The 18,835-nt window shown below is 70.7% G+C and carries 12 protein-coding genes; 6 read left to right on the forward strand and 6 right to left on the reverse strand.

Annotated elements, in window-relative coordinates:
- Position 1: 1 nt before the first annotated feature.
- Together ACLQ2R_RS04810 and ACLQ2R_RS04815 are read right to left on the reverse strand one after the other, a co-directional pair.
- A complete protein-coding gene (locus tag ACLQ2R_RS04810) occupies positions 2–1,240 on the reverse strand; it encodes a hypothetical protein (protein ID WP_425958038.1) in 1,239 nt (412 codons plus the stop codon).
- 1,044 nt (positions 1,241–2,284) lie between these two features.
- Complete coding sequence (locus ACLQ2R_RS04815; protein WP_425958039.1) at positions 2,285–3,634, reverse strand: MFS transporter; 1,350 nt, start codon at positions 3,632–3,634, stop codon at positions 2,285–2,287.
- Positions 3,635–3,864: 230 nt separating this feature from the next.
- On the opposite strand from ACLQ2R_RS04815, the gene ACLQ2R_RS04820 reads away from it, so the two are divergent.
- The 3 genes from ACLQ2R_RS04820 to ACLQ2R_RS04830 are packed head-to-tail and all read left to right on the forward strand — an operon-like array spanning position 3,865 to position 7,443.
- Positions 3,865–4,710 (forward strand): shikimate dehydrogenase, encoded by an 846-nt coding sequence (locus tag ACLQ2R_RS04820; RefSeq protein ID WP_425958040.1) that lies wholly within the window; start codon positions 3,865–3,867, stop codon positions 4,708–4,710.
- A 9-nt stretch (positions 4,711–4,719) separates the two neighbouring features.
- Positions 4,720–6,777, forward strand: a complete 2,058-nt coding sequence (locus tag ACLQ2R_RS04825) for a TIM barrel protein (RefSeq protein WP_425958041.1) — start codon at positions 4,720–4,722, stop codon at positions 6,775–6,777.
- A 9-nt stretch (positions 6,778–6,786) separates the two neighbouring features.
- Positions 6,787–7,443: a TetR family transcriptional regulator gene (locus tag ACLQ2R_RS04830; RefSeq protein WP_425958042.1), complete on the forward strand. Its 657-nt coding sequence runs from the start codon at positions 6,787–6,789 to the stop codon at positions 7,441–7,443.
- Positions 7,444–7,605: 162 nt separating this feature from the next.
- Here the strand turns inward: ACLQ2R_RS04830 and ACLQ2R_RS04835 are convergent, their stop codons facing one another.
- Positions 7,606–9,234 (reverse strand): family 16 glycoside hydrolase, encoded by a 1,629-nt coding sequence (locus ACLQ2R_RS04835; RefSeq protein WP_425958043.1) that lies wholly within the window; start codon positions 9,232–9,234, stop codon positions 7,606–7,608.
- 648 nt (positions 9,235–9,882) lie between these two features.
- On the opposite strand from ACLQ2R_RS04835, the gene ACLQ2R_RS04840 reads away from it, so the two are divergent.
- On the forward strand, positions 9,883–10,449 hold the full coding sequence (locus ACLQ2R_RS04840; protein ID WP_425958044.1) for a hypothetical protein: 567 nt from the start codon (positions 9,883–9,885) through the stop codon (positions 10,447–10,449).
- 135 nt (positions 10,450–10,584) lie between these two features.
- Here ACLQ2R_RS04840 and ACLQ2R_RS04845 read toward each other — a convergent pair whose 3' ends face one another.
- Positions 10,585–11,640 (reverse strand): beta family protein, encoded by a 1,056-nt coding sequence (locus ACLQ2R_RS04845; protein ID WP_425958045.1) that lies wholly within the window; start codon positions 11,638–11,640, stop codon positions 10,585–10,587.
- Between the two features lie 905 nt (positions 11,641–12,545).
- Positions 12,546–13,400, reverse strand: coding sequence for an alpha/beta fold hydrolase (locus tag ACLQ2R_RS04850; protein ID WP_425958046.1), 855 nt, complete (start codon positions 13,398–13,400; stop codon positions 12,546–12,548).
- 73 nt (positions 13,401–13,473) lie between these two features.
- On the opposite strand from ACLQ2R_RS04850, the gene ACLQ2R_RS04855 reads away from it, so the two are divergent.
- Positions 13,474–14,664: a sigma-70 family RNA polymerase sigma factor gene (locus ACLQ2R_RS04855; RefSeq protein ID WP_425958047.1), complete on the forward strand. Its 1,191-nt coding sequence runs from the start codon at positions 13,474–13,476 to the stop codon at positions 14,662–14,664.
- 167 nt (positions 14,665–14,831) lie between these two features.
- Here the strand turns inward: ACLQ2R_RS04855 and ACLQ2R_RS04860 are convergent, their stop codons facing one another.
- Positions 14,832–16,925 (reverse strand): cellulase family glycosylhydrolase, encoded by a 2,094-nt coding sequence (locus ACLQ2R_RS04860; RefSeq protein WP_425958048.1) that lies wholly within the window; start codon positions 16,923–16,925, stop codon positions 14,832–14,834.
- A 466-nt stretch (positions 16,926–17,391) separates the two neighbouring features.
- Between ACLQ2R_RS04860 and ACLQ2R_RS04865 the strand changes: the two genes are divergently transcribed.
- Positions 17,392–18,645: a hypothetical protein gene (locus tag ACLQ2R_RS04865; protein ID WP_425958049.1), complete on the forward strand. Its 1,254-nt coding sequence runs from the start codon at positions 17,392–17,394 to the stop codon at positions 18,643–18,645.
- The last annotated feature ends 190 nt before the right edge of the window (positions 18,646–18,835 follow it).

The raw sequence follows: 18,835 nt of genomic DNA on the forward strand, positions 1-18,835 counted from the left end.
GTCAGTCGCCGTGGCTCTCCAGGACGTCGCTCCACTCACCCAGTACGCGAGCGGGCTCGTTCGATCCGGCGGGGGGGACATGTGTCACGTACATACGGCCGTACGTGGCGCTCACCGAGTTGGCGAAGGCCTTGCCGCGAGTGCGGACGGCGGCCGAGCCCTTCAGCTTGACCGTCGCTCCCTTCCGCACCGCCTCGCGGAGTTCGATGGACCGGGCCCCGTACCAGACGAGGGCACCCCCGTCACCGGTCCTGAGCGCGTGTACCGGTCCCTCAAGCCGGTACGAGAGCGTGAGCTTCCAGTCGGCCTCCCGCAGCCGCTCCCGCTCCCGCTGCCAGAACAGCACGGCCTCACCGGTCCAGGGGCCGTCCTCGAACGCAGGATCGACCTCGGCCCTCTCCAGGCTCGCCAGGTGCGCGCCGGCGATCTGGCGGGGGGTCGCGACCAGCCCGGTGGCGTTCTCGGGCAGGCCGGTCGCGTAGCCGTCGGCGTCCGTCGCGATCTCGGGGAAGCGCGCCGGGGTGGGACGGGTGTCGGCGGCCGAGGCGACGAGCCTCCAGCCGCCCGGGGCCGAGCTCATCACGTCGGCGATCCGGGCGACACCGGGCTCGTGCGCGACCGCCACGAACCAGTCCGCGACGCCCTCCACGCGGCGCGGGATCCACACCTTGGGGTTGGGCCACATGCCCGACGCCAGCGACGTCCCCTGCATCTTCGCGGTCGTGAAACTCGCCCGCGTCATCTCCAGGGCGAGGCCGTGCTCGAGGCCCGCCATGGCGTTCCGGTCCTTCGCGACCTGCGCCGCCGAGAGGCGCCGCTGGTAGCGGGCATGGATGCCGTACGCCTCCTTGGGGGTGAGTCCGGCCCGGGGCGGCGCGTCGGCGGGCGACGGGGCGGTCGCCGTCCCGGTCCTGGGCCTCTGCGGCGTCGTGGCCTCCGGCCCGGGAGCGGACTCCGAACGGGGGGAGGCCCCGGCCCGGGGAGAGGTCACGGCTCCGGGGGAGGTCTCGCCCCCGGTCCCTGAGGAGGTCTTCGGGCGGGAGGGCGACCCGTCCGTGCCGCTCGCGGTGGGTTTCGGGGTGGACTTCCGGGTGGAACGGGCGGGGGACGGCGTCGTCGAGGACGAGGGGACGGCCCCGCCCCGGTCGCCGTCCGGACGCTCTGCATCACTGTTCGCCGCCAGGGACGGGCCGGAGGGCGATTTGGTGACGAGCCAGAGTGCGGAGACGGCGATGATCACCAGGATCGCCGTGAACAGAAAGAACTTCCGCCAATCGAATGACAGCAGGCGCTCGGGGTGCCAGTCGGACGCCCGCTCGGAATCGTTTCCAGGGGAGGCGTTGCCACGGCCGAAGGACCCAGCCTGTCGATCTGGGAAATCACCTGCATGCCATGACATAGGTCCAAATATTAGACTGACCGTGATCTATTGGGAAGGTAAAGGGCTCAGTAATCGGCACTTATGGTTATCGGGTTTTAATTAACACCTAAGGCGCCATAAAGGCTGTCCGAAACCCGGGGTGCCTCTCACCTGCTGGTCTCTCGTGGGCGAACGTACCACCCGGTCTCCGGGGAGCTCAGCCGTCTCCGGGTTTCGGATCAACCTTCATGTTTCCAGTCGGACCGTCATTTACCTGGCGAGAGCCGGATGTTCACTCTCCGTCGGGCTTTCCGGCACCGGCCGGACGGCTACCGCGAGCCGATGGTCACGAAACGGTTTCGCTCTCCGGGTGGCCTGCCATCTCATAACAAACGGATATGAATGCTTTCCTGTCATTGGGACATCGCCCGACCGGCCATCTGCTTCGAGGAATTGGAGCTCCGTCTTTTCCGATCGCGTCGCTCGTCCGATCGCGTCGCTCGTCCGATCGCGTCGCTCGTCCGATCGCGACGCCTGTCCGAGTGAGGAGGCGGGTCGTCCGGACCGGCCGTGGGGATCGCTTCCCAGGGCGGTCATGGGATGGGGCCATCCAGGCCGGTCATACGGACGGCTTCCCGGACCGGTCATACGGACGGCTTCCCGGACCGGTGACGCGGACGGCTTCCCGGACCGCTCGTGTGGACCGACCGCTCGAACCGGCCGTCCGGCTCGGATCGCCCACCTGGACTGCCCACAGCCCACCGGCCACAGCCCACCCGCCACCCGCCACCGACCACCGGTCGGGACGACGAAGGCCCGGTCCCGTGAAAAGATCACGGGACCGGGCCGGAGACGGGCCGGTCGACGCTCGTCTCCGCGGTGCTCCTCCCCTGTCCCCGCGGTGCGCGCTCCGCGGGACCTCGGTCAGCCGCGCACGTCGCCCGCGAGCTCGCGCTCGCCGAGACCGAGCTCCTCCGTGGGGACGCGGTGCGTCTCGCGGGTGGTGGCCACGGCGATCGCGCTGATCGCGCAGAGGATCGCGGTGAACACGCCGACCCCGATCCATCCGCGCAGGCCCAGCCAGCCCTCGGGGGAGACGATCCCGGCGGCGGAGGCGACGGCGAAGCCGGCGATCGCGAAGCCGATCTGGGTGCCGATCGCCATGCCGGACAGGCGGACGCGGGTGCTGAACATCTCGCCGTACAGGGACGGCCAGATGCCGTTGGAGGCGCTGTAGACGACGCCGAGCGTGAGGATCCCGGTGGCGAACACCAGCGGGTAGCTCTTGGAGTTGATCGCGGCGAGGTAGGCGAAGATCATGATGGGGCTGCCGACGGCTCCGATGAGGAAGACGGGCTTGCGGCCGATGCGGTCCGACAGCATGGCCCACAGCGGGATGGCGACGAGGGCGACCGTGTTGGCGGCGATGCTCACCCAGAGCATGGTGGCCCGGTCGAGCCCGATCTCGTCGCTGGTCGCGTAGTTGAGGGCCCAGACGGTGAAGATCGTGCTGACGGTGGCGATGAGGGCCGCGCACATGACGCGCAGCACGCTGCTCCAGTGGTCGCGGAAGAGCACCGCCAGCGGCATCTTGGGCACCGTTCCCCGGGCGACCTCCCGCTCGAAGGCCGGGGTCTCCTCAAGCCTCCTGCGGATGATCCAGCCGACCACCGCGACGACCACGCTGAGCAGGAACGGGATCCGCCAGCCCCAGCTGAGCAGCTGCTCCTCCGGCAGGGCCGCCACCGGGATGAAGACGAGCGTCGCCAGGATCTGGCCGAACTGCGTGCCGTTGAGGGTGAAGCTGGTGAAGTAGCCGCGCCGGTCGGCGGGGGCGTGTTCCAGCGTCATGGAGTTGGCGCTGGCCTGCTCGCCCGCGGCCGAGAGCCCCTGCAGGACCCGCAGCAGCACCAGGAGCACGGGCGCCAGGCCGCCGATCTGGTCGCGGGTGGGCAGGCAGCCGATGAGGAAGGTCGAGACGCCCATCAGCATGAGCGTGAACACCATGATCTTCTTGCGGCCGAACCGGTCGCCGACGTGCCCGAGGATGACGGCGCCCACCGGCCTGGCCGCGTACGCCACGCCGAAGCTGGCCAGCGACTGCAGGGTGGCGGTCGCCGGGTCGGAGTCGTCGAAGAAGACCTTGGAGAAGATCAGGGCCGCGGCGCTGCCGTAGATGAAGAAGTCGTAGTACTCCAGGGCGCTGCCGATCCAGGCGGCGACGGCCGCCTTGCGCGGCGTGCCCTGTGGGACATCGGGTGAGCTGTCGGTCACGATGACTCCTTCGGTACGCGTGGTCCGGCCGTCCCCCCGGGTGGCGTTTCCTACTGTTTACGAACTAGATAGTTAATTAGCGCTGCGGTAATGCTGCTGGCGGCGACGTCGCCTGTCAAGGACCTCTTCACTTCGATCGCGGCGTACGTTATACCTAACTCACTAGTTCGTACATTGCAGGGAAGCGGTCATGGGGCGCGCCCGTCACGCGCGCCGGGAAGGAAGAATCGATGACCTCGTTCCTGGCCGGACTGATCGGCTCCGGCATCGGCCCCTCGTTCAGCCCGCCGCTGCACGAGCGGGAGGCGGCCCACCACGGACTGCGCTACGTCTACCGGCTGCTCGACACCGACGTCCTCGGCACCGACGTCGGAGACCTGGTCCGTACGGCCCGCCGGTTCGGCTACGACGGCCTCAACATCACGCACCCGTGCAAGCAGGCCGTCATCCCGCACCTCGACGAGCTCTCGCCGGACGCCGGGACGCTGGGTGCGGTCAACACGGTGGTCTTCGACTCCGGGCGCGCGATCGGCCACAACACCGACTGGACCGGCTTCAAGGAGTCCTTCGCCCGCGGCCTGCCGGACGCGCCGGTCGAGCGGATCGTCCAGCTCGGCGCCGGGGGCGCGGGCGCCGCGGTCGCGCACGCGCTGCTCACCCTGGGGGCCGGCCGGGTCACCCTGGTCGACGCCGACCCCGCGCGGGCGACGGCGCTGGCCGCCGAGCTGACCGGGCGCTTCGGGGACGGGCGGGCGGCCTCGGCCCCCCAGGACGACCTGCCGGGGCTGCTGGCCGGCGCGGACGGGCTGGTCCACTCCACGCCCACCGGCATGGCGGGACACCCCGGGCTGCCGCTGCCCGCCTCGCTGCTCCGGCGGGACCTGTGGGTGGCCGACATCGTCTACCGGCCGCTGGAGACCGAGCTGCTGCGGCAGGCGCGGGCGCTGGGCTGCCGGACGCTGGACGGCTCCGGCATGGTCGTCTTCCAGGCGGCGCACGCCTTCCACCTGTTCACCGGGCGGACCCCCGACACGGGCCGGATGCTCACCCACCTGACCGAGCTCGTCGACACCTGAGGGGGAGCCATGCGCACGTCCATCGCCACCGTGTCGGTCAGCGGCACGCTGCCGGAGAAGCTGGCCGCGATCGCGGCCGCCGGGTTCGACGGGATCGAGATCTTCGAGAACGACCTGCTGGCCTGCCCGCTCTCCCCGGAGGAGGTACGGCTCCGCGCCGCCGACCTGGGACTGTCGATCGACCTGTACCAGCCGTTCCGCGACTTCGAGGCGATGCCCGCCGCGGACCTGCGCAGGGCCGAGCACAAGTTCCAGGTGATGGAACGGCTCGGCGCGGACACGCTGCTGGTCTGCTCCAACGTCTCCCCCGCCGCGGTCGACGACGACGGGCTGGCCGCCGCCCAGCTGCGGTCACTGGCCGAGCGGGCCGCCGAGCACGGCATCCGCGTCGCGTACGAGGCGCTGGCCTGGGGGCGGCACGTCAACGACTACCTGCACGCCTGGCGGATCGTGCGCCTGGCCGACCACCCGAACCTGGGCACCTGCCTGGACAGTTTCCACATCCTGTCGCGCGGCTCCGACCCGATCGGCATCGAGGCGATCCCCGGCGAGAAGATCTTCTTCCTCCAGCTCGCGGACGCGCCCCTGCTGGCGATGGACGTGCTCCAGTGGAGCCGCCACTACCGCTGCTTTCCCGGCCAGGGCGGGTTCGACCTGGCCGGGCTGGTCGGCAACGTGCTGAACGCCGGGTACACCGGGCCGCTGTCGCTGGAGGTGTTCAACGACCACTTCCGGCAGGCCGACGCGGCCCGTACCGCCCGGGACGGCCGGCGCTCGCTCATCGCCCTCGAACAGGCCCTCGACCGCACCGCGCACCCCGCCGTCCCCACCGGGTACGCCTTCGCCGAACTCTCCGACACCGCCACCGCCACCGCCACCGCGGCCGGCACCGCCACTCCCACCGGCACCGCCATCGCGACTCCCACCGGCACCGCGACCGCCACCGGTTCCCTGCGCGGCGTGCTCACCGCGCTCGGTTTCGCCCCCGCCGGCTCGCACCCCAGCAAGCCGGTGGAGCTGTGGCAGCAGGGCGAGGCACGGCTCCTGGTCAACGTCACCGGCGACGAACCCGCCCTGGTCAGCCTCGGACTGGACAGCCCCGACCCGGCCCGCGCGGTCGAGCACGCCGGCTCGCTGCTCTCGCCGGTGCTGCCGCGCGAGCGCGCCCCGCGGGAGGCGCCGCTGGACGCGATCGCCGCCCCCGACGGCACCGAGATCTTCTTCTGCGGTACGGAATGGCGCGGCGACTTCACATCGAACGGGACCCCGGAACGGCCCGGTGACCCGGCCCCGGACGGGACCCCGGAACGGCCCGGCCCCGTCCAGGGCGGAACGCCGGAACGGCCCGCCGACCCCGTCCCGGGCACGACGGCCACCGGGACGATCACCCACATCGACCACGTGGCCCTCACCCAGCCCTGGCACCACTTCGACGAGGCGGCGCTGTTCTACCGGAGCGTGCTCGGCCTGCGCCCGCAGGAGAGCCTGGAGCTGCCCGACCCCTACGGCCTGCTCCGCAGCATGGCGATGTCCACCGCTCCCGGCACCTCCGCCGTGCCCGGAACGTCCACGGCGCCCGGCATGCCCACCGCGTCCACCGCGCTCGGCATGCCCACCTCGCCCACCGCGTCCGGCGCCCGCGATACGTCAGGCACGCCGGCCGCGTCCGGCCCGGGAACGACGGGCGGATCCACCGGCCGGGTGGTACGGCTGGTGCTCAACCTCGCCCGGGTCGGCGCGGGGGACGTCCCCTGGCAGCACGTCGCGCTGGCCTGCGACGACCTGCTCGCCACGGCCCGCAGGCTGCGCGCCGACCACCCGGAACTGCTGCTGCCGATCCCCGGCAACTACTACGACGACCTGGAGGCCCGTCACGACGTGGACCCCTGCCTCAGGGAGCTGGGGGTGCTCTACGACCGCGACGCGGACGGCGAGTTCCTGCACCTCTACACCGTCACCCTGGGACGCGTCTTCTTCGAGATCGTCCAGCGGATCGGCGGTTACCGGGGATACGGCGCGGTCAACGCCCCGATCCGCCTCGCCGCCCAGCACGCGGGCGGTCACTAATATGGGCGGATGACCTCGCAGCCCGCCACCGGGGAACGCCGGCGCGACGCCGACCGCACCAAGGCGGAGATCCTTGAGGTCGCCCAGCGGGAGTTCGCGCAGCACGGGTACGCGGGGGCGAGGGTGGACGAGATCGCCGCGCTGACGCGTACCACCAAGCGCATGATCTACTACTACTTCGGCAGCAAGGAACGGCTCTACATCACGGTCCTGGAGAAGGCCTACGCCGAGGTCCGCGAGGTGGAGCGCGCGGTCGACGTGGAGCACCTGGCCCCGATCGAGGCGATCCGCACCCTGGCCGAGCTCACCTTCGACCACCACGACGCGCACCGCGACTTCATCAAGCTCGTCTCCATCGAGAACATCCACCAGGGCGAGCACATCCGCAAGTCCGAGGCGCTGATCAACCTCGGCACGCCGGTGCTCGACATCATCGAGCGCATCCTCGACGCCGGTACGGCCAGGGGGGACTTCGTCACCGTGGCCGACGCCATCGACGTGCACATGATGATCAGCGCCTTCTGTTTCTTCCGCGTGGCCAACCAGCACACCTTCGGCGCCCTGTTCGGCCGTGACATGACCGCGTCCGAACACCGGGCCCGGCAGCGCCGGATGGTCGGCGAGATGATCGTCGGCTACCTGCGCGGCGGCGGCGACCCGGCCTGACCGCCGCCCGGCCGGCACGTTCCGCCGGGCTCCGGCGGGTGGCACGTCCTGTCGGGCTCCGGCGGGCGTCGCGTTCCGTCAGGCTCCCGGCGGGCGGTACGTCCCGGTGGGCTCCCGGCGGGCGCCCGAAACGGCCGCCCGCCGGGACCCCGGTACGGAGGGTCAGCCGCCGATCTTCCCGACCCCGGCTCCGGCGGTGACGCTCGCCTTCACCGAGTTCGGGTTCTCCAGCGTGTAGCCGTAGTAGGAGCTGGCCTCCTGCACGCTGCCGCTGCACTCGGGCTCGCCCGAGTCGACGAGCACGTTGTTGCGCGCCACGCACCGGCCGGAGGGGCCCGCGTAGCTGTTCGACGCCGGGTACTCGACCCGCTCGAAGTAGTTGCCCTCGATCAGGCAGCCGGCGTTGGCCTGGCAGGCCACCCCGACGTCGGTGTTGTAGTAGTAGTAGTTGTTGAAGATGTGCACCGGCTCGCCGAACCGCACGCGCGGGTTGCGCTGCGGCGTCGCGTCGAACCAGTTGTGGTGGTAGGTCACCTTCAGCCGGCCGACGTCCTGCGCGCCGTTGCTGTCGTCATGGCCGAGCAGCATGTTCTTGCTGTGGTCGTGCGCGTGGTTCCACGACACGGTGATGTAGGACGAGCCGCGCTTGATGTCGAGCAGCCCGTCGTAGCCGTCGGCCAGGTCGTTGTGGTCGATCCAGACGTGGTGGGAGAACATCTGCACGTTGATCGAGTCGTCGTTCGCGTTCCGGAACGACAGGTTGCGGATGATGACGTTGTTCACCGCGTTCGCGGGCGGTGAGGTGGCCGAGTTGTCGAGGGGAAGACCGACGTTGAGCCCGCCGCCGCTGATGCCGGCGTCGGCGCCGATGCCCACGATCGTCTTGTCCGAACTGACGTTGTACATCCCCGCCGGAACCGTGACCATCCCGCGTACGCAGACGTTCAGCGGACCGCTCTGGCCGATCGCGGAGATCAGCTCACCGGCCGTGTCGACCTCGACGGTCGGTCCGCCGGCGCCTCCCGTGGTGCCGTTCTGACCCCAGGCGTCCACCGAGGCGAACCCGACGGGCGAGCCCGAGGTGTTGCACGAGCCCGGGGGCGGCGTGATCGTGGGCGTGACCGTCGGGGTGACGGTGGGCGTCGGCTCGCTCGGGCCGGCGACGTCGGTCACCTGCACGTCGTCGAACGAGGCGCTCGTGTAGTAGCCCGCCAGGCCCGCCTTGCCGGAGGCGAAGGTGGAGTCCGTCGCCGAGACGACCTCCACGTTGTTCACGAAGCCGCGCAGCGTGGAGCCGAACGCCTCCAGCCTGACGGTGTACCACGTGCCCGCGGTCACGGTGGCCGGAGCCGTGTCCAGGACCGTCGAGCCGCCGCCGGCCCGCTTGCCCAGGACGACCGAACCCGCGTTGCTCAGCCCGAGGTAGTAGTAGTTTCCGGTGCTCTGCGCCCTGGCCAGCACCGCGGCGTACCGTCCGGCGCCGTTGAACGTGATCGGCCTCACCCGCGCCTGCACCGCCTGGTTCGACCATCCGGTGCCGGCGATCGCCCTGGAGTCCGCGCCGGTGCCGGACTGCCGGTAGACCCGGGAACCGTCGGTGGTCACCGACCAGCTCCCCCCGGACTTCGTCCAGCCCGCGGAGTCACCGTCCTCGAAGTTGTCGGTGAACAACGTCGCGGCGAACGCGCTGGGCAGCGCGGGCAGCGCCAGCGCGCCGAGCACCGCGGCCATGACGGTCATCATGATCGCGACGAGCAGCGAGCCGGTGCGGGGCTCTTTCCTTCTTCGCACTGTGGAACCTCCGGTCGGGTCGGTGCCGGCCGGGACCTGCTGGGTCCGGCCGGACCATGGCCTCACGCCGGGAGGGTGGGCCGCCGTCGGCGGCGCGGCCGCGTCGCGCGGTCACGTGCCGCCGCCGGTGGCTCCCGGCGAGCGATGTCCGTCAGGCGGTGTCCCGCCGTGCCCGTCACCCCCTGGCGGAGGGCGCCGGACATGGCCGGACCTGCGGCGGAGCACCCGAGGGTGGTTCCGCCGCCGCTCCAGGACGAAGGGTGGGAAAGCGCTATCCAACTCTTTTCGCACTTTTACTCCCGGAGAAAGGTTCCGGTCAAGCGTCCCGTCCGGTCCGCCGCCGCCGGAGGAACGGCGGCCCGCCTCGCACCCCCGTCGTTCTCCCAGATGAGGACCGGTCGTGGCGGGTCTCACGGGTCGGAAAAGTTTTCGGTGATCCGCCCGTCACGGGGGCCGCGCCTCCAGGCCGATCCGGCCCGTCACGGCGGCCGCGCGTTTAGAGAGATTCGGCCCGTCGCGGGCGGCCGCGCGTTCGGACGGATCCGGCCGTTCCTGCGATTCCGGCGCCTTCGATCACCCGGCCCGGCACGATGGGAGACCAGCTCACGCACGACCGCCCCATCCGCGAAACACGAGCAGGAGGTCACCGTGGTTCCCACGCGCGAACAGCCGGGGTCCGCCGACCCCGCCACCTGGCGGGTCGTCCCGGGAGACGGCAACGACGACGCCAGGGAGGACGGCACCTGGGCGATCACCGGGGGTGACGGTGACGAGCACGCCCTCTACCTGGAGATCCTCGACGCCGAACGGCCCCGGGAGGTCGCCGAGCTCATCGTCGAGACGATGGCGGGTCACGCGCGCCGGTCACGCCTGGAGGGCGCCCTGGCCGAGGTCGAGCGGGAGCGCCTGCGGCGCCAGGCCGAGGACGACGTCCTGGACCCCTCCAACCCCCACCTGGTCGAGGTGGCGAAGCTGGCGGCCCTGGTCGAGCGGATCGGCGAGGTCGGCCGGGAGCTCAACCACGACAGGTTCCACACCGGTCGCGAGGAGCTCGACAAGCACCTGTACGAACGGCTGACCCAGGTGGCCGCCACCGCGGTGGGGTGGATGGAGGGCATCCTCGCCAGGGAAGCCCGGGACGCCTCCGGCTCCCGCGTTCCCGCTGATCCCCACGACGCTTGGGACGGGGCGGTCCGGCGTCCGGGCCGGAGGTGAGCGCGCCGAAAGGGACCGGCGGGTGAGCCTGGGAGGTGCCGTCCGAGGTGGTTCGACGGGTGAACCGGGGTGGAGCCGTCCGGAGCGCCTCCGGCGGCTTCAGTGGTTCCGGCGCCTCTGGTGGCCGGGGCGGGGTCAGGGGCGTTCGAGACGTCTCAGCCGGTCGACCACCGTGGCGATGTGGTGGGACATGGCGCAGGCGTGCCACGATCCCGGCCGTCTCGGCAGCAACGGCCGTCCGGCGGCGAACCGTTCGATCTCCTGATCACCCCACGAGGACACCGCTCCCCGCGCCGGCCGGAAGTCGGTGACCACCGCCTTGCACAGATCCTCGAACCCCCCGAGAGCGCCCGGCCCGTCACCCCGCTCGCACCGGTAGACGTACCAGTAGTCGTCGAACGTGTACCGCAGTTCGGGATGCGGGTTCCGCCGCTCCGCCCGGGGGCTGGACACGCCGTAGTCCCCGTAGAACACACCGGGACGGGAGGCCGTGACGGTTCTCCACAGGGCGGCGTCCGACCGGAGGACGGGTGTCGGCGCGCCGAACGGCACGGTTCCCAGATCCTTCGGGAACGCCCCGGCGGCCACGGTGACCGAACGCACCGGGAACCGGCTCGCCCAGGCGAGCGCCGTGAGGGCGTCGGCGGTACGGCTTCTCAGCAGCGCGTCGGAGTCGACCGCCCACAGGTCGATCACGAGATCGACGTCGGTGAACCTCAGGTTCGCGTGTTCCATCCGGCGTGACAGCCGGGAGCCCTCCACGCGGGCCCGCGACCCCGGCCAGGGCACGCGCAGGCACACGCCCCGGCCGTGGCGCCTCGCGGCGTGTCCCGCGTCCCGGAACTCGCAGTCCCGATCCGTCGGTCTCACGACCGGAATGATCCGGCGGCCGAGTTTCTCCATGACGTTCGACACCATCGTCATGGCACCGCACGCGTGCGGATGCCCGTATCTGTCGAGCAGCGGCCCGCAGTCCACCACGAGATCACATTCGGCGGAAAGGTGTCCTTCCACGCGTTCTTCGAAAGCGGCGACGCTCTGCAGCACCGTCCGTCCTTCTTCTCCTCGTTTTCGTTCCACGGGCATCACCTCGACCAGTGCCCGAATGAACGGCCGAAGCTCCTCGGCGACCTTCCCCAACGCCAGGAAATCGCCGGCCCGGCCCTTCAGGATCGGCATGTACCCCGTCATGAATCGGTTCTCCGTATGCTGGGCGAACCTGCGACCGGTGAGGTGAGCGACCCCGCGCCACGGGGCGTACCGTCACCTTCCCGGCCTTCCGACGGTCCACTCCGGCGGCGGGTCCGTCAATATCCCCGTGGTGAGGTTCCGTATGAACCCCGTACCGGAGATGCGTTTGTGACGGGGGAGATGAACGAGGTCTCCGGCCCCGGACCGCGTATGCCGACATGTCACGACGAGGCTTTGAGCGGCAGCGGAACGTCACATCGGCCGCGCCGGCGTTCGACTCCCGTACCACTCGGCGGAAGCGGTCAGGAAAGTCCGGGCAGAAATCCCGGAACGGAAAATCCTGCCCCGGGAAAATCGTGCCGGAAAATGCGGTATCGAGAAGGCGGGAAAGGGCAACACCTGAATGGAGAAGACCTGAATGGAAACATTGCGGGCCGACATTCGTTTCCTCTTCGAGGAACGCGCGTGAATGCACGGAAACGCGTGAGAACGCGTACACGGAAGGGTCCTGGCCGCTTCGCGAAGCGGCCGGGACCCTTCCGTGTACGCCCGAAGGTGTCCGAGGACGTCCTGAGGGTCTCCGGACATGCCTGAACGTACCCGGGGTGTTCGGACGTGCCGGAGGGTGTCCGGAGGCGCCCGACGGTATCCGAGGGTGTCCTGAGGGTGTCCGATGTGCCCGGGGCCCTCGATGGTGTTCGGAGGTGCTTGACGGTGCCCGGGGGCGCCCCAGAGTGCCCCGATGGTGTTCGGAGAGGCCTGAGAGGCCTGAGAGGACGGGGAACGGGGGACGGGGGACGGGGCCCCCTTGCCCGGTCCCCGCCCCCGCTCCCCGTGCACGAGCGCGAGGCGCTCCCGCTCAGGCCCTCCGCGGGATCTCCTCCGGACCTCCCGCGGGACCTCGTTCAGTTCTCCCGCAGGACCTCCCGCACCCTGGAGGCGAAGACGTCCGGGATCTCGGTGAAGGCGATGTGACCGCCGGGGAAGAGCGTCGGCTTCGTGCCCAGCGCCGTGGCGAGCGCGCTCGACGTCAGGTCGCAGAACTGGCCGGCCGACTCCTCGCCGACACCGACCACGATGCGGACCGGCCCGTCGCGCAGGGCGGCGATGTCGGGCTTCCAGCCGGTGCTCCCGCGCATCTCGTGCAGGAACCAGAAGCGCTCGTCCACGGCCTGCTGGGGGTCGGCCTGGGCCAGGGCCTCCGGCGAGGGCGAGGACGCGGGCGCGTCCTCGGATTCGTCGAACTCGGGCATCTCGATGTTGGCGTTCTTCAGGAACTTGGCCCACGCGCCCCCGACGTCACCGGAGGCGTAGGTGGCGACGATGTCCTCGACCGCGGCGTGGCGCTCCTCGCGGTCGTCGAGCACCTCGTTCAGCGGAGCCTCGTGCGCGATCACGGTGTGCACCAGCGCGGGGTGGGCGACGGCGAGCGCCAGCGCGCTGACGGCGCCGCCGCTGGAGCCGAACACCGCGGCCGGGCCCGCGTCGAGGTGGGTCAGCAGCCGGGAGAGGTCGTCGGCGCGCATCGGCGCGGTCGAGTCCTGTTCGGGGTCGTCGAGCGTGCTGCGGTTGACACCCCGGGGGTCGGTGGTGAGCACCGTGTGGTCGGTGGCGAGCAGGTCCGCCAGCGGTGCGAAGGACACGGCGTGCATCGGCGCGCCGACCAGGACCACGAGCGGACCCGAACCGCGCACCTCGTAGTACAGCGTGGCGTCGGAGACCCTGAGGGATCCGGCGGTGACGGTCGTCTTACTGTCCATGAACATCTCCAGAAACGGTGCCGTGGTGTTCCGTACAAGGGAAGACCTCGGCCGTAGGGCAGAATCGTCGCTCGTGAGCGAACTTTCTTCCGCCGACTCCGGGCAGCTCGCGGACTCCGGGCAACCCGCGAAGATCCCGGGTCCCGTGAGGACGGCCGGGGACACCTCGGGGCCCGCGGGGACGGCGGGAAAGACCTCGGGTCCCGCAGGAGCGGCCGGGGAGCCCTCGGGTCCGGTGGGAACGGCCGCGGAGGGCGCCGAGGATCCCGACCTCGCCCGCGCGCGCGGCGGGGACGACGCCGCGTTCACCCGTCTCGTCCGGCCGTTGCGGCGGGAGCTGCACGCCCACTGCTACCGCATGCTCGGCTCCTCCCACGACGCCGACGACGCCCTGCAGGACGCCCTGCTCCGGGCGTGGCGGGGACTCGCCCGCTTCGAGGGCCGCGGTTCGCTGCGCTCGTGGCTCTACACCGTGGCCACCCGGGTCTGCCTGGACGTCGTCGAGACCCGCGGCAGGCGGGCTTTGCCCATCGACCTCGGCCCCTCCAGCGACCGCGCCGTGACCCCGAACGTCCCGCTGACCGACGTCGCCTGGCTCGGCCCCTACCCCGACACGGGACTCGCCTCCGGCCCGGCCGGCCCCGGCGCCCGCTACGAGCAGCGCGAGGCCGTCGAACTCGCCTTCGTCGCCGCCTGCCAGCACCTGCCGGGCAACCAGCGGGCGGCGCTGCTGCTCTTCGAGGTCCTGGGCTTCTCCGCCGCCGAGATCGCCACCATGATGAACACCTCGGTCACGTCGGTGAACTCCGCCCTGGCGCGGGCCCGCAGGATCGTCGCGGAGAAGGTGCCCTCCGTCACCCAGCAGCGGACGCTGCGCCGGATCGACGACGCCCGGGTACGGGAGATCGTCACCGGCTACTCCACCGCGCTGGAGCAGGGCGACGCCGACGCCCTGGTCGCGCTCCTCACCGAGGACGTCACCTGGTCGATGCCGCCGATGCCGCACTGGTACCGCGGCCTCGACGCCGTCACCGACTTCGCCGTACGGGTCCCGCTGGACGCGTGCGGGCACTGGCGGCACCTGCCGGCCAGCGCCAACGGCCAGCCCGCGGTGGCCGGCTACCTGTGGAACGAGGAGGCCGGCGCGCACCTCGCCTGGTCGGTCAACGTGATGACCCTGCGCGAGGGACGCATCGCCGAGATCGTCTCGTTCGTCGACCCCGCCCACTTCACCGCCCTGGGACTCCCCCTGTCCCTGCCCTGAGCGGGCGCGCGGGGCTCCGGTCCCGTCCCCGCGCGGCGGGCACCTCCCGCTCCGGCGGGCCACGGTCCGGCATACCGCTCCCCGGCATCCCGGACCGTGTCCCGCCGTGACGGTGTCCCGCTGTGACGGTGTCCCGCCGGGTCGTGGCCCGGCGGGAACCCGCCCGGTCAGCCCGTGGTGCCGGTGACCGTGCTCCCGGATGTGGTGACGTTGTACGTCACGGTCGTGCCGCTCCAGAAGTGCAGGGTGAGCGTGACCCGTGAGCCGTCGTTGACCTCGGCGAAGAAGGCCGGCTTCAGCGTGATGGCGCCGGCGGCGTAGTCGGGCGCGAACGCGACGTCGAACTCTTTGAACGACGTCCAGTCGTGCGGGCCGGCGTTGGTGCCGTCGGCGTACCTGGCCTCCATGGTGGCGAGCCTGTCACCCTTGAACGCGGTGGGGATGGAGAAGGAGGCCGTCGTCCCGCTCGCGTTCTGCACCGTGGGCCTGTCATAGGTGACGATGTCGATCCGCCACGGAACACCCTGGGAGAACCGCGCCGACAGCGTCGCGTTGACGCCGTAGGCCCGTGAGCCCACCAGGCGGGTCAGCGCGGACGCCGTGAACGTGAGCTGGTCGCCCGAGACGGTGTAGTCGGTGCCGCGCACCAGTTCCGTGTTCCCCTGGCGGATTCCCACGAACGAGGCGCCGTTCAGGTTCAGCGTGAGCGTCTTGCTCGTGATGGCGGACGCCTTCGCGACGAACACCTGGTCCGACGACGCCGTACCCGAGCGTGTCGTCCAGCTCGACCTGATCTGCGTGAACAGCTCGGGGTCGGACCACTGGAACGAGGTCCGGCCGAAGTGCTGGCCGTTGTCCCAGAGCATGGTGGTGAGCTTCTTGGTACGCGCGTAGTGGCCGAGGAACTCGAAGAACTTCAACTTCTCACCCTGCTGGATCGTGCCGGTGTGCCGGTCGAAGCCCAGCAGGCCGTACTCGCCGATGATCACGGGGATGCCGCGGGCCACGAAGGTGGTGTGAACGCGGTCGAAAGCGCCGGTCAGGTCCTGCTGGACGGCGGCGTCGAAGCGCGTGCCGCCCGCGACGTTCACGCTGAACGGCCAGTACCCGTAGAAGTGGACCGTCGCGATGAGGTTGGGGTCGTTCATCGCGGTGAACGTGGCGGCCAGCTCGTCCAGCCTGGCCTGGTCGGCCGAGGTGTGCAGGGTCGGCAGCACGAGGAGCCGGCTCGCGTTGTCGCCGCCCGACTGGCGCACGACGGTCCGGAAGGACGTGTTGAGCTCGTTCAGCAGCGTCGCGTTCTGGGCGTCACCGGAGCTGCCGGTGAACTGCGGTTCGTTGACGCTCTCGAACACCAGCTTGGCCGAGGAGTCGCGGAACGTGCTCGCGATCTGGGTCCAGGTCGCGTTGTACCGCGCGAGGACGTTCGCCCGGTCGGCCGGCATCGTGTTGATCCACTGCCACGAGTCGTGGTGAATGTTGATCATCACGTAGAACCCGTCGGCGAGGGCCCAGTCGACGACCTCCTTCACCCGGTTCATGTACGCCGTGTCGACGGTGTAGCCGGGTGCCCCGCCCTGGTGCTGGCCCCAGGTCACCGGGATCCGGATGCTGTTGAAGCCCTGCGCCCTGATGTTGTCGAGCAGCGCCGCCGTGATCCGCGGGTTGCCCCACGAGGTCTCGTCCGCGCCGGTGGCGTCGAGGGAGTTGCCCAGGTTCCAGCCGGGCTGCATCGCGGTCACGACGGCCTGCGCGTCACCGGGCCTCGGCGTCGGCGTCGGGGTCGGCGTGGGGGTCGGCGTCGGGGTGGGCGTCGGGGTGGGAGTAGGGGTAGGGGTGGGCGTGGGGTTCGAGGGTCCCCCGCAGGTCACACCGTTGACGCCGAACGTCGTGGGGGCGGCGTTGGTGCCGCTGTAGCTCCCGTTGAAGCCGATGGTGACACTCGCTCCGGACGCCAGCCCCGGGGCGTACGACGGGCCGGTCGCCGTCACGTTCCTGCCCGACTGGGTCCAGTTCCCGTTCCAGCCCTGGTCGACCTTCTGGTTGCCGGGCCAGGCGTAGGTCAGCGTCCACGCGGCGACCGGGTCGCCCAGGTTCTTGATCGTGATGTTGGCGCCGAACCCGCTTCCGCCGTCCCAGGTCTTGGCGTACGTCACGGAGCAGGCGATCGCCGCGTGGGCCGTGGCGGAGGTGAGGGTCACCCCGATCGCCGCGAGGAGCGCGACCGCCGTGGACAGGGCCCACAACCGTAGTGTCTTCATCTTCACGCCTCCATGAAAGGAGCACCCGTGCGGGAGCGCTCCCATGTTTGGCCTGTTTCGCGCACGTGTACAGCGTGTTTCCCCAGGCCCGTCGCTGACCTGCTTCTGGACGCGAAGAATTCAGCGGAGGTCTGAAAATTTCACGCGGCGGTCGGGGAGGCGTCCGGAAAGTCGTCAGCCGTGCCGGCGGGAGGCGTCGCGGGACGCGCGGCCCGCCTTCCCGGCCCGCGCTTCCGGCCCGCGCTCCCGGCCCCCGGACGGCCCCCACCCCACCCTTCCGGCCGGGCCTCGCCCGATCTCCGGACGTCCGACCTGGGCGAACAAACGCATGCTTGACGATCAGCTCAAGACGCGATCTCTTAGGGGAAACGGTCGGGCCGTATGGAGACATTGACGCCATCGGCGCGGCATGTTGTGATCTACCCATCCGGTATTTCAGGTAAGTTTAGTAGGAAATGAGGCTGTTGTGAGGGTTCTTCGGCGTGCGGCCGCGATGGTCGCGCTCCTGGTCGGCGCGGTCGGCATCCAGGTCGTCCAGGGCGGGGTGGCACAGGCGGCCCTGCCCACCGCCGCCGTCGCGCTCGGCGACAGCTTCATCAGCGGGGAGGGTGCGGGGGCCTACCAGCCCGTCGTCGACGTCTCCGGAACGGCACAGTCCTTCCCCGGCTGGTCGGCGGCCAACAACAACGCCTACTTCTGTCACCGGTCGGCGAACGCCTCGTTGTTCAAGGCGTCGTTCCCCAACGTCCAGGACCGCTTCAACCTCGCGTGCTCCGGCGGCCAGCCCACCGACATCGCCAACGCCTCCAACTCCCGCCCCAAGGGCCGCTCCGTCGCCTCGCAGCTCGACCAGCTGCGCGCCGTCGCCCAGACCCACGACATCGACGTCGTCCTCATCGGCCTCGGCTCCAACAACAGCCAGTTCACCTTCGGCGACGTGGCCACGCTGTGCGCCAACCGCTTCATCGCCGACGCCTGGACGGGCTGGTGGGAGTTCTGGGCCTACCTGGGCGGCGACGTGCCGCAGGAGCCCTGCACCGTCTCGGACCTGGCCTCCGACGCCGAGGTCGCCGCGGCCACCACCGAGACCACCGCAGCCCTGCGCCAGATCCTCGACACCCTCGCCCAGATCGACGCCGACGGCGTCCACCAGGTGGTCCTGCAGACCTATACCAACCCGCTGCCGCTCGACGTCGTCTCGGAGTACCGCGAGGAGGACAACCGCAGCGACACCCGCGACAAGTTCCGCGCCCTCGGCGCCGAGCGGTACGCCGCCGGCTGCCCGATCCACCGCGCCAGCCTCGCCCCCGGGCACGTGTTCTCCCAGAACCTCGGCTCCCTGGTCAGGAACTCCTACAACACGCTGGCGGCCGAACGCCCGGGAGCCGACCTGCGCGTGCTGGACGTCCAGAAGGCCTTCGACGGCGCCCGCCTCTGCGAGAACCCCGGCAGCCCGTCGGGCGCGCTCGCCACACCGGTCCGGATCCAGGAGTCGCCGAACGGCAACGTCGTCACCAGCCTGTCCGGCTGGGACAAGATCCGCGTCCAGAAGGCGGCGAACACCTGCGTCACCTACTTCCAGACCTGCCAGGAGGCCTGGCACCCCAACGCCGCGGGCCACGCCGTCCTCGGCCAGTGCCTGACCGGCGCCCTCGCGGCCGCGTCCCGGACGGTCATCACGTGCGCCCGTAACCCGAACGGCACACTCACCATCTCCTGACGGTCCCTCCCGACGTCCGACGGCGCGTGCCCCACCTCCGGGGCACGCGCCGTCGCGCCTTCCCCGGCGGCCGAACCGGGAACGGCACAGCCGGCAGGAACGCGCGAAATCGGAGCCGTCCTGTGGCTTCGAGGCCTTCGACCCATCTGAAGATCAGAATTTCGTACAGGCCCTGGGAGAGAGGTCCATG

The organism is Streptosporangium sp. DT93 (assembly GCF_049844535.1).
In the GTDB taxonomy this organism is placed as follows: domain Bacteria; phylum Actinomycetota; class Actinomycetes; order Streptosporangiales; family Streptosporangiaceae; genus Streptosporangium.